The organism is Faecalibacterium sp. I4-3-84 (genome assembly GCF_023347255.1).
Taxonomy (GTDB): Bacteria; Bacillota; Clostridia; order Oscillospirales; family Ruminococcaceae; genus Faecalibacterium; species Faecalibacterium taiwanense.
On the sequence record NZ_CP094466.1, the window covers coordinates 1177274 to 1190253 of the forward strand.

General features: G+C 57.9%; 14 protein-coding genes, 1 tRNA gene and 1 other annotated feature. Of the genes, 8 read left to right on the top strand and 7 right to left on the bottom strand.

Translation table 11 applies throughout. The features are described 5' to 3' along the window. Window positions 1–222: 222 nt before the first annotated feature. Window positions 223–1167: a bile acid:sodium symporter family protein gene (locus MTP41_RS05815; protein ID WP_249236409.1), complete on the bottom strand. Its 945-nt coding sequence runs from the start codon at window positions 1165–1167 to the stop codon at window positions 223–225. Window positions 1168–1246: 79 nt separating this feature from the next. Then, window positions 1247–1503: a binding site (T-box leader), on the bottom strand. 100 nt (window positions 1504–1603) lie between these two features. On the opposite strand from MTP41_RS05815, the gene MTP41_RS05820 reads away from it, so the two are divergent. Continuing rightward, entirely contained in the window at window positions 1604–1864 is a 261-nt protein-coding gene (locus MTP41_RS05820) for a hypothetical protein (protein WP_249236410.1), read from the top strand. Between the two features lie 116 nt (window positions 1865–1980). Here MTP41_RS05820 and MTP41_RS05825 read toward each other — a convergent pair whose 3' ends face one another. After that, a complete protein-coding gene (locus MTP41_RS05825; protein ID WP_249236411.1) occupies window positions 1981–3996 on the bottom strand; it encodes an FAD-dependent oxidoreductase in 2016 nt (671 codons plus the stop codon). 166 nt (window positions 3997–4162) lie between these two features. Here MTP41_RS05825 and MTP41_RS05830 point away from each other — a divergent pair, with 166 nt between their 5' ends. Then, window positions 4163–5044 carry a LysR family transcriptional regulator gene (locus MTP41_RS05830; protein ID WP_249236412.1) on the top strand — a complete coding sequence of 294 codons (882 nt, stop codon included), beginning with the start codon at window positions 4163–4165 and terminating at the stop codon, window positions 5042–5044. Between the two features lie 491 nt (window positions 5045–5535). On the opposite strand, the gene MTP41_RS05835 is transcribed toward MTP41_RS05830, so the two are convergent. Continuing rightward, window positions 5536–5612 (bottom strand) — tRNA-Val (locus tag MTP41_RS05835). A gap of 178 nt (window positions 5613–5790) precedes the next feature. Between MTP41_RS05835 and MTP41_RS05840 the strand changes: the two genes are divergently transcribed. Next, the gene (locus MTP41_RS05840; protein ID WP_044953787.1) at window positions 5791–5958 is read left to right on the top strand and encodes a FeoB-associated Cys-rich membrane protein; all 168 of its coding nucleotides are present in this window, start codon (window positions 5791–5793) and stop codon (window positions 5956–5958) included. Between the two features lie 55 nt (window positions 5959–6013). Here MTP41_RS05840 and MTP41_RS05845 read toward each other — a convergent pair whose 3' ends face one another. Together MTP41_RS05845 and MTP41_RS05850 are read right to left on the bottom strand one after the other, a co-directional pair. Then, window positions 6014–6250, bottom strand: a complete 237-nt coding sequence (locus MTP41_RS05845) for a hypothetical protein (RefSeq protein ID WP_097773792.1) — start codon at window positions 6248–6250, stop codon at window positions 6014–6016. Further along, window positions 6222–6584 (bottom strand): helix-turn-helix domain-containing protein, encoded by a 363-nt coding sequence (locus MTP41_RS05850; protein ID WP_005942847.1) that lies wholly within the window; start codon window positions 6582–6584, stop codon window positions 6222–6224. The genes MTP41_RS05845 and MTP41_RS05850 overlap by 29 nt, the downstream gene beginning before the upstream one ends. 195 nt (window positions 6585–6779) lie before the next feature. On the opposite strand from MTP41_RS05850, the gene MTP41_RS05855 reads away from it, so the two are divergent. Genes MTP41_RS05855 through MTP41_RS05870 form a run of 4 tightly spaced genes read left to right on the top strand, consistent with a single transcriptional unit; the run spans window position 6780 to window position 9287 of the window. After that, on the top strand, window positions 6780–7397 hold the full coding sequence (locus MTP41_RS05855; protein WP_097777250.1) for a LexA family protein: 618 nt from the start codon (window positions 6780–6782) through the stop codon (window positions 7395–7397). A gap of 48 nt (window positions 7398–7445) precedes the next feature. After that, on the top strand, window positions 7446–7664 hold the full coding sequence (locus tag MTP41_RS05860; protein ID WP_097773793.1) for an aspartate dehydrogenase: 219 nt from the start codon (window positions 7446–7448) through the stop codon (window positions 7662–7664). Window positions 7665–7676: 12 nt separating this feature from the next. Continuing rightward, complete coding sequence (tsaA, locus tag MTP41_RS05865; protein ID WP_097773794.1) at window positions 7677–8375, top strand: tRNA (N6-threonylcarbamoyladenosine(37)-N6)-methyltransferase TrmO; 699 nt, start codon at window positions 7677–7679, stop codon at window positions 8373–8375. A gap of 12 nt (window positions 8376–8387) precedes the next feature. Further along, complete coding sequence (locus tag MTP41_RS05870; RefSeq protein WP_154259418.1) at window positions 8388–9287, top strand: LysR family transcriptional regulator; 900 nt, start codon at window positions 8388–8390, stop codon at window positions 9285–9287. 116 nt (window positions 9288–9403) lie between these two features. Here MTP41_RS05870 and MTP41_RS05875 read toward each other — a convergent pair whose 3' ends face one another. Beyond that, complete coding sequence (locus MTP41_RS05875) at window positions 9404–10519, bottom strand: ABC transporter ATP-binding protein (RefSeq protein ID WP_249236413.1); 1116 nt, start codon at window positions 10517–10519, stop codon at window positions 9404–9406. 124 nt (window positions 10520–10643) lie between these two features. Between MTP41_RS05875 and MTP41_RS05880 the strand changes: the two genes are divergently transcribed. After that, the gene (locus MTP41_RS05880) at window positions 10644–11489 is read left to right on the top strand and encodes a helix-turn-helix domain-containing protein (protein WP_005942868.1); all 846 of its coding nucleotides are present in this window, start codon (window positions 10644–10646) and stop codon (window positions 11487–11489) included. A gap of 3 nt (window positions 11490–11492) precedes the next feature. On the opposite strand, the gene MTP41_RS05885 is transcribed toward MTP41_RS05880, so the two are convergent. After that, complete coding sequence (locus MTP41_RS05885; RefSeq protein ID WP_249236414.1) at window positions 11493–12794, bottom strand: MATE family efflux transporter; 1302 nt, start codon at window positions 12792–12794, stop codon at window positions 11493–11495. Window positions 12795–12980 lie beyond the last annotated feature (186 nt).

Sequence of the window (12980 nt, forward strand, 5' to 3'; positions counted from 1 at the left end):
ACCTCCTTTTTTCCCCTCGCATTTTTACGGGGGGGGGGTATGTATTACAGCACCTTGATTATCCCACACTTTACCGCATTTTGGAAGCAAACCTGCGTGAATCGCGATTTAAATGCGTGAATCGCAAAGTCGTGTCAAATCCAGCATCATTTCTTTGTGCAAAACAGCAAAGCCCCCGGCAGGTTTGCGCCTGCCGGGGGCCGTTTGCTGTGTTATGAAAGATCAATCCTTCTTCTCTGCTGTGCGGGCAAAGAAGTTGGCGAGGATCGCACCGGAAATGTTATGCCACACGGAGAACACAGCGCCGGGGATGGTAGCCAGCGGATACTGTGCAAAGTGTGCGGCGGCCAGACTGGTTGCAAGGCCGGAGTTCTGCATGCCCACCTCGATGGAGATCGCGCGGCACTTGGTGGAGTCCAGCTTGAGCAGCTTGCCCACGCCAAAGCCGGTGAGGTAGCCCAGCAGGTTGTGCAGAACGACCACCACAAGGATCAGCAGACCGCTGGTCATGATCTTGGCGCTGTTGGCGGAGACCACGGCGCAGATGATCAGCACGATGGCGGTAGTGGAGACCAGAGGCAGCACACGGACGGCTTCCTCGGTGAACTTATGGAAGAAGTGATTGACCACAAAGCCCAGTGCGATGGGCACCAGCACCACCTTGACGATGGACATGAACATGCTCACGGGGTTCACGTCAACACGCTGGCCAGCGTACAGCAGAGTGAGCAGCGGGGTGAGGAGCGGAGCCAGCACGGTGGAAACAGCGGTCATGCCAACGGACAGTGCAACGTCGCCCTTGGAAAGGTAGGTCATCACGTTGGAAGAGGTGCCGCCGGGGCAGGTGCCAACCAGGATCACGCCAATGGCCAGCTCGGTGGGCAGGTGGAACACCTGCGTGAGCGCCCATGCCAGAAACGGCATGAGGGTGAACTGTGCAACGCAGCCCACGATCACATCCTTCGGGCGGCTGAACACCACCTTGAAGTCCTCCGGCTTCAGGGTAAGGCCCATGCCGAACATCACGATGCCCAGCAGGTTATTGACCCACGCCGTCTTTACCACGCTGAACGGGCCGGGGAAGAACAGGGCACCCGCGGCCACCACAATAACGATGGCGGCCATGTACTTGCCCACAAAGTCGCTTACTTTTTCCAGTGTTTTCATAGTTGTTTCTCCTTTTCCTTCTGACATGCTTTGGGACAAAAGCATCCGCAAAATAAAACGCCCTTGTCCCTTACGGTCTGTAAGAGACAAAGGCGTGTAATATCCTCTGCGGTACCACTCTTATTGCCAGCACAACGCTGACCACTCAGTGCACGTCCAACAACGCGCGGCCCGTGATAACGGGGGCCTGCCGTTCCTGCTTACTGGGGCGCACACCACCCATTCAGCCGGAAAGCTCAGAGAGGATCTTCCCACGGATGCCCTGCACTGCCTTGCACCAACCGGCAGCTCTCTGCAACATTCCTTCCGGGTACTCTTTCTCGTCATAGCCGTAATCTTCTTGGTGACATGGAGTATACTCCCCTGCAAAGGCAAAGTCAATAGAATGGGTCCTTCTGATTTTTCATGCAGTTCATTTCAGGAGTGAAAGTGGTTCATGCAGCAGACAAAGCAGAACGGCATCGGCACCGACTGCTCCGGCAAGATGACGCGAAGCCATGGTCTAAAGAGTAGGCTGGGTAAGATGCTCATTCTTTCCAACGGTTACTACGGCGGCATCTACTACCACGGCATTTTGCTGGACGCTTTCCGCAAGCACGATGGCAAGCGTGCCCGGATCATGATGGAAGAGCACCTGCAGCACGGCCTGTACGATCTGGAATCCGATAATCTTGGGCAGGAGAAAAACGACCTCTGAGCCGCTTTTTCCTGTCTGATACGCAAAAAAGATCCCGTTCACCCAGAAGTGGACGGGATCTTTTATTGCTTATGGGGCTTTACTGCAGCCGATCAGGCTTTGACGAAGGCAGCCGCTTACTTTGTAGCCAGATACTTGCCCAGCTCACGGCCCAGCGTCAGGCACATACCAATGCTCACACCGGGGATCGGGGTGATATACTCGGGACCGAAGCGCATACCGCAGGTGTTGCCGGAAGCGTACAGGCCCTCGATGGGCTGATAATCCTCGTTCAGCACCTGCTGGTCATTGGTGGTCACAAAGCCGCCGGTGGTCACCAGTGCAAAGCCCAGACTCGGGGTGGTGACATGGGCGTAGAAGGGAGCCTTTGCAACTGCATTCAGGAAGTGCGGGTCCTTGGCAAAGTCGCTGTCGTAGCCCTCGGCGCAAACCTTATTGTACTGCTCCACAGTAGCGGAAAGGGCTGCAGGCTCCACACCGATGTACTCGGCCAGCTGCTCGATGGTGTCAGCGCAGTACCAGCCGTTGGCGCCCTCGGCACCAGCAGCCTTTGCGGCCTCAAAGTTGCCCTTCATGGCTTCCACCACAGCGGGCATGTCGTACTCGAATGCCTGATGGCCGGGGAAGCCGCGCAGGATCTGGGTCTCATAGGTGCTGTCGTAGATGGAGATGATATTGCCGCGCTTTGCACGTGCCATGAAGAAGCCGTTGATCTCCGGGCCGGCAAAGGCTTCGTTCTGGAAGCGCTGGCCATTCTCGTCCACCCACAGGGGGCCGGGCAGATAGTCGGGCACGCCCATAGAGTCGAAGTTCATGGTGGAGATGTCGCCCTCCAGACGGCCGCCTGCCCACACACCCATCTGGATGGTGGAGCCGTCGCGACCAAAGGGAGCAAAGAAGTCCTCATCCTTGGTGAACAGACGCTTGATGTCCGGCAGCAGATCGTCCATCATTTCCTTGTTGCCGCCAAAGCCGCCGCCTGCCAGCACAACGCCGTTCTTCGCGTTGATCTTGAGGTAATTGCCGTCGCTGTCCTGTGCGATCACGCCGGTGACCTTTGCGTCGTCCATTACCAGCTGCACACCCTTGGTGCCAAACAGAGCGGTGGCATTGTCAGAGAAGTTCTCTTCCACATAATTGTAGTTATCCCAGCTCAGGTCCTTCAGCTCCAGCTGACCGGCGGTGTTGTTGTTCTTCTCGCCGCTGGTGGGGTTCTCCCAGTAGTTCTCCCACCATTCCAGTGTGCCGGTGTAGTAGTGCATGCCGTTGTTCAGCTGGTGCACGGTGTACTCGTTGTCCGGCCAGAACTGGATGCGGGTCTTGGCCAGCGTGTCCGGGTTGATCTTGTCCAGCCACCAGTCCACAGTGCTGCCGCTGTTCTTGGCAAACTTCATCACCAGTGCGGTGTTTGCCTTGCCGTGGGTCTGCATCATCCAGTTGTTCACAAACTCCACTTCGTCCACCTTGGGCACACCGTGGCTCAGCAGGTAGTCCGAGTTGATGTGGCCGATATCGTGGCCGACCGTCCACCAGCTTTCGCGGGGCATGGCTTCCAGCACCAGAACGTTCTTGCCCTCTTCGGCCAGCTCACGGTAGCAGCTCAGGCCGGCATAGCCCATACCGATGATGGCAACGTCAACATCGTAGGTCTTGGTGATCTCACTGTCCGGGATGGCTTCCGGGGCGGTGCGCCAGCTGGCAGCCTGCTCAGAAGCTTCCGGGGCAGACACTGCCGTGCCGCCCATGGCCTGTGTGATGCAGTCGTTCATGCACTGCTTCACAGCATCGCTGGTAATGGTTGCACCGGACACGCCGTCGATGGTGCTGTTCTGAGCTTCCAGCAGCTGCTTGATCAGGTCATCCTTTGCGGCCTGACCAATGGAGTCGGTCTCTCCGGACAGATCCAGCTGGATGTCGGTAATGGCCGTCTCGCTGAAGGTGGCGGTCATGGTGATATCGCTCATGCCCTTGGCCGTGGCAGTGTAGGTGCCCGGGGTGTACTTTGCAGCGGCAGAAGATGCAGCCGTGCTACCGGAAGCAGCATTGCAGGCAGCCAGTGCACCGGCGGTGATGCCGCTCATGGCAGCAGCAGAAGCCAGCTTCAGAAAGCTTTTGCGCGAGATCTTTTTCATCTTGGTGGTTCCTTTCGTTTTTCTCTTTCTTCTCAATGTGCGGGGTCGTGTGCCCCTTTCGATTGTTAATTCTATCACAATATCTCTCACTTGAAAAATATTGCTTTCTTCTTATAATTAGAAGTAAAAGTTATAAGCAATTTTTTAAGAGAAAAAGGAGCCGGTCATGACCCTGCAGCAGATGCGCTATTTTATTGCGGTGGCACAGAATTTGAGCTTTTCCAAAGCGGCACAGCAGCACTATGTTTCCCAAACGGCGGTCAGCCAGCAGATCAAGCTGCTAGAAGAAGAACTTGAAACTGAGCTGTTCCAGCGCACACGGCACTCGGTGGCGCTTACCAGTGCCGGGCAGGTATTCTACGAGTATGCGGTGCGCATCACCGACCTTGCGGAGGATGCCGCCCGCCGCACCCGCGCCGCTGCCGCCGAGTGCAGCACCCCGCTTGAGATCGGCATGATGAGCGGCATGGAAAATCTGCCCATTCTGGAAAAGCTGCTGCTGTTCAAGGAGCAGCACCCTGCCATTCCGCTGCACTTTCATCTGGTGGATTTTCCCACCCTGAAAAAACGCCTGCAGCAGAAAAAGCTGGACTTTGCCCTGCAGCTGGAGCTGGTCCCGCTGGAGGATACCCCCTCCCTGCTGCGTGCTCAAGTAGGCCAGCTGCGCCAGTACGTAGTGCTCAACCGTCAGAGCCACCTGTCCAGCTATGCGTCCCTGCACCGCAGCCAGCTTGCCAGCGAACAATATTATGTACCCGCCATGGACCGGGAGCTGTGGAACCAGTTTGCGCAAGTCCTCACCCGCCACGGCAGCGACCCGCAGAACATCAAATTTGCGTATTCCATGGAGGAGTTGATGCTGCAGCTGGCTTTCTACGGCGGCTATACCATCCTTGCCGAGCCGGTGCTGGCTCAACTGCCCGCCAACAAAAACCTCACCTTTATCCCGCTGGAAAACGATACCGTTCCCGCTTGGGCCGTGTGGAACCGCGAGAACATCTCGCCCGCCCTCCAACTGCTTCTGCGTGAGCTGGATATTGACCCGTGACCTGCTGCAGAATGCATTGACGATCTTGCGCAAAAGCGCTGCTCTTTTTTCAGAAATTCAGCAAGAAAAGTCTCTCCGGCGATGCGTGGAGAAATGCAAAGGTCGATCACATGAATCAAAACGATCCTGTCCCGGACGATTTCACTCTTTCGCCGGCCCTTGTGGATGCACTGCCCGCGCTGTTTTTTGCCTGCAACATGGTACTGGTGGCAGGAATTTTGCTTTTATCATGAATATGCAGTGAGCCGGAAGCCTCTGATCTACAGAAGACTCCCGGCTCATTTGCTATGGATTTTTTACGTGGATGCCGTTCGAGTCCTTGATCGAAACAAAAAATTCCACGTCATACGACTTGGGATTTTCTGGTAGCCTATTCTGTTGCTCAAACATCCCACTGGGGTGTTTATTGCTGTCGCAAACGCAAACTTCCGATAAACAAAAACGTACCCGAACCCTTTCTCATAAAGAATCGGGTTCGAGTACGAACTGTATGGTGGAGAATTAGGGACTCGAACCCCAGACCCCCTGCGTGTGATGCAGGTGCTCTAACCAGCTGAGCTAATCCTCCATATTTTGTTTTGTGCGTTCCGAACTGGAACGTGATTATTATAGCACGGCCTTTGCCAAAATGCAAGCCCTAATTTTAAAAAAATCACACTTTTTGTATCCGCTTTCCGGTTGCCCTTTGATGCCAAATCGTGTATACTGAACACAGAAACTTTCCCACCGGGAAAAGAGGTACAAAAATGCTGACACTTCGTGGAATCATTACGCTGATCGTTCTGATCGTTCTGTTTGCACTGGCCGTTGTGTGGATCTCCAAGCAGGGCGGCTGGAAGGGCGAGGGCTGCGGCGGCAACTGTGCATCCTGCCACAGCCACTGCGAAAAACAGGACCCGAACAAAAAAGCCTGAGTTCAAAAATGCCCCCGGACATTGCCTGCTGGCAGCGTCCGGGGGCATTCTGCTTTCAGCTTTCCGTCTCGCGGTAAAACACCCCGCGCTCTGCCGCGTACACGGCAATGGTGCTCAGCAGGTCCTGATGGGCTTTCTGGTAAGTAGTGCGGCCGATGTGCAGCTGATCGATCACATCGTCCTCCGTGCGGTGCTGCACATAGCGCAGCTCGAACAGATCCGCACGCAGCGGGTCGTTTTGCCGGTAATAGGCAAGGCCCTCCTCAATGGCGGCGCACCAGCTGCGCTCCACCGGGCTTCGTGCACGCTGCCGCATCCCATACCGGTACAGTGCCAGCCGCGTCTGATTTCTCTGCTCGCTTGTCATGTTCTGCCCTCCTCTTTTCATCCGCGCGGCGTGCCAGCACTTCGCGGCGGTTCTGCTCTTCAAAAAAGCAGAGATCCCGCTCGTACATGCTCAGACCAAGCACCGCGCTCAGCCGTTCTGCTTCGCTCAGCTTGAACTGTGTGCGCCCCTGCAGTTTCAGGTTCAGTGCATTGGGGCTGATCTTCAAGGCTCGTGCCACATACTGCATCTTGTACCCGCTGGCGCGGATATAATCCCGGATCATTTCAGTATTTGCCATATTCCGCTCTCCTTTTTTCGTATCGGCAACGCCGTTCTACAATCTTTAGTTGTAGTATATTCCCGCATTGATTCAGTGTCAACCCATTTTTGCAAATTCGCAGAAAAAAGTTGATTTTAATGCAATTTTTTGGTATACTTCTGGTAACAGCATTCTTTTTACAGAACAACCATACGTTTTTCAGAGAGGTTTCGCATGTCTGAGCTATCTACCCGTCTGCATCTGCGCCGCAAAGAACTGGGCCTTTCGCAGGAAGAGCTTGCCCAGCGCATGGGCTATCGGTCCAAATCCTCCATTACCAAGCTGGAAAAAGGCATCAACGACCTGCCGCAGTCCAAGGTGGAAGAGCTGGCAGCCGCGCTGGAGACCACCCCTGCCTATCTGCTGGGGCTGGACACACCCTGTCCGCCGCCGGGCTTTGAGCCGCTGCCTGCCATGACGCAGGTCCCGCTGATCGGTTCCATTGCCTGCGGCACTCCTATCACGGCAGAGCAGAACATTGAACGCTATATCGGCGTTCCCGCCGCGTGGCGCGCCGATTTTGCCCTGACCTGCCACGGTGACAGCATGTCCCCCACCATCTGCGACGGCGACATCGTATGCATTCGCTGCCAGCCGGAGGTGGAGCAGGGCGAGATCGCCGCAGTGCGCATTGGCGGCGAGGCCACCCTCAAGCACTTTCACCGGCAGGGTGATGCTGTGATGCTGCTTGCGGACAATGCCGCCGTCTGCCCACCCATGATCTTTACCGGCCCGCAGCTGGAAGAGCTGCACATCGAGGGCCGGGCCGTCGGCCTGTGCCGGGGGCTGTGAGCCGCCTGCAGTCTTTCAGGCACGTTTCATAAAAGAAGGAGGCTTCTCATGTTTTTCTCCCGCAAAAAGCCTGCCCGTTCTTACGACCCCGCCACCCAGCAGCCTGCACTGCGGTGCAGCATCTGCACCGGGGAGCAGGTGGCCGGTTTCATCTCCCCGGATGGCCATTTCGAGGACGTTCAGCTCATCCGCACGCCTCAGGAACTGGACGCATTCCGGGCACAGTACGGCATCCCGCCGGAATGCCCCCTGAAAAAGATCTATTAAAAGGAGTTCACCATGCCCACTGCACCTGAAGAGATGACCCTGAAGGTCATTGCCCATATCCATACTGCCTTTCCCACCAAGTTCGGCATCCCGCGCCAGAGCGGCCTTGTGGACGAGCTGCGCGGCGAGGTGATCTTTACGCCCGAATACCGCAATGCCGATGCCGTGCGCGGTCTGGAAGATTTCAGTCACATCTGGCTGGTGTGGCAGTTCTCCGGCGCGGTGCGGGACAGCTGGTCCCCCACTGTGCGCCCGCCGCGCTTGGGCGGCAACACCCGCATGGGCGTGTTCGCCACCCGGTCGCCCTTCCGCCCCAATCCTCTGGGCCTTTCCAGCGTGCGTCTGGAAGGCATCGAGCACCGGCCGGACGTTGGCCCGGTGCTCATCGTGCGCGGTGCCGACCTGATGGATGGCACCCCCATCTACGACATCAAGCCTTACATCCCCTATGCCGACTGCCACCCGGATGCCGCCGAGGGCTTTACCGGCCAGACCCAGTTCCACCGTCTGCAGGTACAGTTCCCGCCCGAACTGCTGGCACAGGTGCCGCAGGCCGACCGCGCCGCCCTGACCGGCGTACTGGCAGGTGACCCGCGCCCCTCCTACCAGCACGACCCGCAGCGGGTGTACGGCATGGAGTTCGGCCCGGTAGAGGTGCATTTTACCGTGGATGGCGAGGTGCTCACCGTGACCGGCATCGCCCGCCGCTGAGAGGAAGCGTTTATGGAACTGCGGAACATCAATACCTTTTTGCACATCGCCGAGCTGCACAGCTTTTCCCGCACTGCGCGGCAGCTTGGCTATTCCCAGTCGGCGGTGTCCTCCCAGATCGCACAGCTGGAAGCAGAACTGGGCGCACCGCTGTTCGACCGCGTGGGCAAGACCGTGCGGCTCACCGATGCGGGCCAGACCTTTTTAGGCTATGCACGCACCCTGCTGGCCACGGCGCAGCAGGCGCAGGCTGCCCTGCAGCCCGCCCGGCAGATCAGCGGCAGTCTGCGCATCGCGCTGGCGGATTCGGTGTGCTCCACCTTCCTGCCCGGTCTGCTCAAACGCTACCACGCCCTGTGCCCGCAGGTGGAGCTGGTGCTGTGCACCGCCACTGCCGACGGGATGCTGCAGATGCTGGGCACAAATCAGATCGATCTGGCCTATACGCTGGACCAGCCCCTGCTGCAGCCCAATCTGGTGCTTGCGGCGGATGTGCCGGAGCCGGTGTGTTTTATTGCACCGTCCGCTCACCCGCTTGCCGGGCAGGAAGTCGTTACGCTGGAAGAGCTGCCCCGGCAGGAATTTCTGCTCACTGAGCGCGGCATGAGCTACCGCGACGCTTTGGATCAGTGCCTTGCCGCCCGCGGCCTTGCCATCCACCCTTATCTGGAGCTGGGCAGCGCTGCGCTGCTGTGCCAGATGGTGGAGCAGGGCATGGGTCTTTCCTTCCTGCCGGAGTACATCGTGCGTCCGGCGCTGGCCGCAGGTCGTCTTGCCCGGCTGAATGTGCCGGACTGCACCGTGGAGATGCATCGTCAGCTGTTTTATCACCGTGACAAATGGCTGACCCCTCAGATGAAAGCCTTTATCGAGCTGGTGCGCCAGCCCGCGCCCAGCACTGCCAGCAAATGAAAAGAGCACGGGTCCATTGAAGCGTAAAGCTGAACACACAAACGAAAAACCGCCGAAGGCTTCCCTTCGGCGGTTTTTCTTATGATAGGAGGATCAAAAATGATCGTCGCTAAATTTTAGTTCAGGATGGTCAGCTCGGTCTCGATGTCGAACAGGTGGACCTTGTGGGGATCGAATGCAACGCGGACGGTGTCTCCGTTGCGAGCCTTGGAGGTGGGAGCCACACGAGCGGTCATCTTGTTGCCCTTGTACTCCAGATACAGGTAGATCTCAGCGCCCATCATTTCGGAGACGTCCACCTGAGCATCCAGCTGGCAGTCAGTGTGCTTTGCCATAAACTCGGGCTCGTCGTCGATATCCTCGGGACGGATGCCCATCTTGATCTTCTTGCCGACGTAAGCATCCAGCTTGCCGTCTGCGGTTTTCTCCTTGGGCAGGGGGATCACGTCGCCGCCCAGATCAACACCGTACAGCTCGCCCTTCTTGATCAGGGTGCCGTCCAGGAAGTTCATCTGGGGGCTGCCGATGAAGCCAGCAACGAACATGTTGCAAGGCATATCGTACAGGTTCTGCGGGGTATCGACCTGCTGGATGATGCCGTCCTTCATAACCACGATACGGTCGCCCATGGTCATAGCCTCGGTCTGGTCGTGGGTAACGTAGATGAAGGTGGTAGCCAGCTTCTTGTGCAGCTTGATGATCTCGGTGCGCATGCTGGTACGCAGCTTAGCATCCAGGTTGGACAGAGGCTCGTCCAGCAGGAAGACTGCCGGGTTACGAACCATTGCACGGCCCAGAGCAACACGCTGACGCTGACCACCGGACAGAGCCTTGGGCTTGCGGTCCAGCAGGTGCTCGATCTCCAGGATCTTAGCAGCCTCGTGCACGCGCTTGTCGATCTCGTCCTTCGGGGTCTTGCGCAGTTCCAGACCGAAAGCGATGTTCTTGTAAACGGTCATGTGGGGGTACAGAGCGTAGCTCTGGAACACCATTGCGATATCACGATCCTTCGGGGGAACGTCGTTGATCAGACGGCCGCCGATGTACATTTCGCCCTTGGAGATCTCCTCCAGACCGGCGATCATGCGCAGGGTGGTGGACTTGCCGCAGCCAGAGGGGCCGACGAAGATGATGAATTCCTTATCCTGGATCTCCAGGTTAAAGTCGGTAACAGAGGGAGCAGTAGCACCCGGATAGATCTTATAGATGTGCTGGCAGCTGATCGAAGCCATAGTCGTTTGCCTCCATAATTTTTAAGGTTCCCACGCTCTTGACGGCGTGTTCGTTCGTTGGTACTATAATAGCAGATAATTTTGTGATATAAAATAGCATTTTATTGATTAGAGGTGTCAGATATTGCTTTTTGACTGGAACACCATCGCTTTTCCCGCTTCCGTGCAGGATCTGCAGCTGTCTGCCCCCCTCACCCTCTCCGGCGAAGGACTGTGGGTGTGCCTTGTGTCCAGCGGCCAGTGCTCTGCATCCGTACCTGCTGCCGGGCCGCTGCCGCTGGGTGCAGCGCTCATTTTGCCGCCGCAGTCCGTGCCTGCCGGGCACCTGATCCTGAGCCGTGCCCCGCTGGCCCTTGTGCCGGAAAGCATCTGCCATCTGCTCTGCGTCCAGCTTACCGGGCAGGCGGCTTCCCAGTTTCTGGCCGGGCTGCACGAACTGCCCTTCCTTGCCAAGGGCGGTTCCTGCCCGGCCGCTGCCGAACTGATGGACCGCCTTGCTGAGGAAAAGGCCGCCCACAGCCGTGCCCGCAGCCAGTTGGCCTACGCACTGCTGTGTGAGCTGGCCGATGCCGACAGTGCCGCGTCCGCCCTGCCGCCGCTGGTGCAGGCCGCCATTGAGGACATCCGCGCAAACTACGCGGGCCTTTACGGCGTGGAGGAGCTGAGCGAACGGCTGGGCGTGTCCAAGAGCCATCTGGTGCGCACCTTTACCGCAGCCATTGGCGTGCCGCCGGGCAAATACCTCACCACGGTGCGCGTTGAAGCAGCCCAGCGGCTGCTGCTCCACCGGGAGTACACACTGGACGTGGTAGCCAGCCTGTGCGGCTTTTCCGGTGCCAACTACCTGTGCCGGGTGTTCAAAAAAGAAACCGGCCAATCCCCCGCACAGTGGCGGGCAATGGCCGGTCACGCCGCGCAGAGTGGGCTTTCGCCCGAGGAATCTCTGCGCGAACAGGAGCTTTATATTTAAAGGCTATGCGGTCTGCTTTTTACCGCGCAGCAGCAAAAACAGGGTCAGCACTGCGGTGAGCAGTTCCGATGCCGGGAACGCTGCCCACACACCATTCATGCCAAACAGGCGGCTCAGCACCAGCGAGCAGGCCACGATGGCCACCATGCCGCGGCAGATGGAGGTGACGGAGGCTTCCACCGGGCGGTCGGTCGCACTCAGATAGCCCGCCGCCACGATGTTGAACCCGGCAAAGAAGTAGCCCACAAAGTACAGCCTCATGCCCATGTGGGCAAACTGGGCCATCTGGGCGGAGCTTTCGCTGTTGAACACGCCCACCAGTGCATCGGTAGCACCAAAGATGATGCCGTACAGCACCGCTGCCAGCACCAGTGCGGTGCAGCTGCCCAGGATGAGCAGCTTTCTGGCACCGACCTTGTCGCTTTTGCCGTAGCACTCGCTCACCAGCGGCTGTGCGCCCTGTGCTACACCATTGAAGATGGCCGTTGCCACCAGCGCAAAGTTCGCCACCACGCCATAGGCCGCCACGGCCACATTGCCCGCCAGACCCAGCAGCAGGAAGTTGAATACGGTGGTGGTAACGCCGGAGGACATCTCACCCACAAAGCCGGAGATGCCAAGCTGGCAGCTCTGGCCCAGCAGCCTTGCCGAGGGGCGCTGGCGCACGAACTGCACGCTGTTCTCCTTTTTAAAGAAGTGGCGGCTGCAGATGGAAATGCTGATGATGGGAGACACGGCGGTGGCCAGCGCCGCACCGGCCAGCCCCAGACCCATGGGAAACATGAAAATATAGTCGAACACCACATTGAACAGGCTGCTGCTCAGGGTAGCCACCATGGCAAGGGAGGGGTCGCCGTCGTTGCGCACAAAGGCCGACACGATATAGTTGCACATGAAGAAGGGCGTGAACATAAGGAAGATGCGGGCATACGGGATGCCCAGCGCCATGATCCCCGCGTCACCGCCCATCAGCCGCAGAAGGCCGCCGGGCGCAAAAATGCCCACCAGCAGGAACGGCACGCTGAGCACACAGGCGCAGAAGATGGCATTGGAAAAATAGCGCTGGCAGCGCTCGTCTCCCTGCGCCTTGAGGATGGCATAGCGGGTGGCCGCGCCAAGGCCGACCATGGAGCCGACGGCAAAGATGAAGTTGTAGACCGGCAGGCAGAGGTTGAGCAGGGTCACGCCGTCGGTTCCCGCCGCCTGCGAGATGAAATAGGTATCGGCCAGAATGTAGCACGAGGTGCCCAGCAGGCCGAAGATATTCTGTGATACATATTTAAAGAACTGTTTTGTCAGGTTCATCCAAGTTCCCTTTCATGGCATTTTTTACGCATACCGGCATATTTTAGCACACCCCAAAATGCAAGTCAACACAAAAGCGCCCTGTACCGCGCAAAAAAGCATTGACAGCCCGGGCTCTGGCCCTTACACTGGGAGCGGTCACAAAATCATCCCCCTCGCCGGGGGAAGTCTTTTATTACCAGCATC

What these genes read in the sequence shown, in the direction of transcription:
- MTP41_RS05815 (WP_249236409.1), bottom strand. Translation starts at nt 1,167, where the DNA reads ATGAAAACACTGGAAAAAGTAAGCGACTTTGTGGGCAAGTACATGGCC.
- MTP41_RS05820 (WP_249236410.1), top strand. Translation starts at nt 1,604, where the DNA reads ATGCAGCAGACAAAGCAGAACGGCATCGGCACCGACTGCTCCGGCAAG.
- MTP41_RS05825 (WP_249236411.1), bottom strand. Translation starts at nt 3,996, where the DNA reads ATGAAAAAGATCTCGCGCAAAAGCTTTCTGAAGCTGGCTTCTGCTGCT.
- MTP41_RS05830 (WP_249236412.1), top strand. Translation starts at nt 4,163, where the DNA reads ATGACCCTGCAGCAGATGCGCTATTTTATTGCGGTGGCACAGAATTTG.
- MTP41_RS05840 (WP_044953787.1), top strand. Translation starts at nt 5,791, where the DNA reads ATGCTGACACTTCGTGGAATCATTACGCTGATCGTTCTGATCGTTCTG.
- MTP41_RS05850 (WP_005942847.1), bottom strand. Translation starts at nt 6,584, where the DNA reads ATGGCAAATACTGAAATGATCCGGGATTATATCCGCGCCAGCGGGTAC.
- MTP41_RS05855 (WP_097777250.1), top strand. Translation starts at nt 6,780, where the DNA reads ATGTCTGAGCTATCTACCCGTCTGCATCTGCGCCGCAAAGAACTGGGC.
- MTP41_RS05860 (WP_097773793.1), top strand. Translation starts at nt 7,446, where the DNA reads ATGTTTTTCTCCCGCAAAAAGCCTGCCCGTTCTTACGACCCCGCCACC.
- tsaA (WP_097773794.1), top strand. Translation starts at nt 7,677, where the DNA reads ATGCCCACTGCACCTGAAGAGATGACCCTGAAGGTCATTGCCCATATC.
- MTP41_RS05870 (WP_154259418.1), top strand. Translation starts at nt 8,388, where the DNA reads ATGGAACTGCGGAACATCAATACCTTTTTGCACATCGCCGAGCTGCAC.
- MTP41_RS05875 (WP_249236413.1), bottom strand. Translation starts at nt 10,519, where the DNA reads ATGGCTTCGATCAGCTGCCAGCACATCTATAAGATCTATCCGGGTGCT.
- MTP41_RS05885 (WP_249236414.1), bottom strand. Translation starts at nt 12,794, where the DNA reads ATGAACCTGACAAAACAGTTCTTTAAATATGTATCACAGAATATCTTC.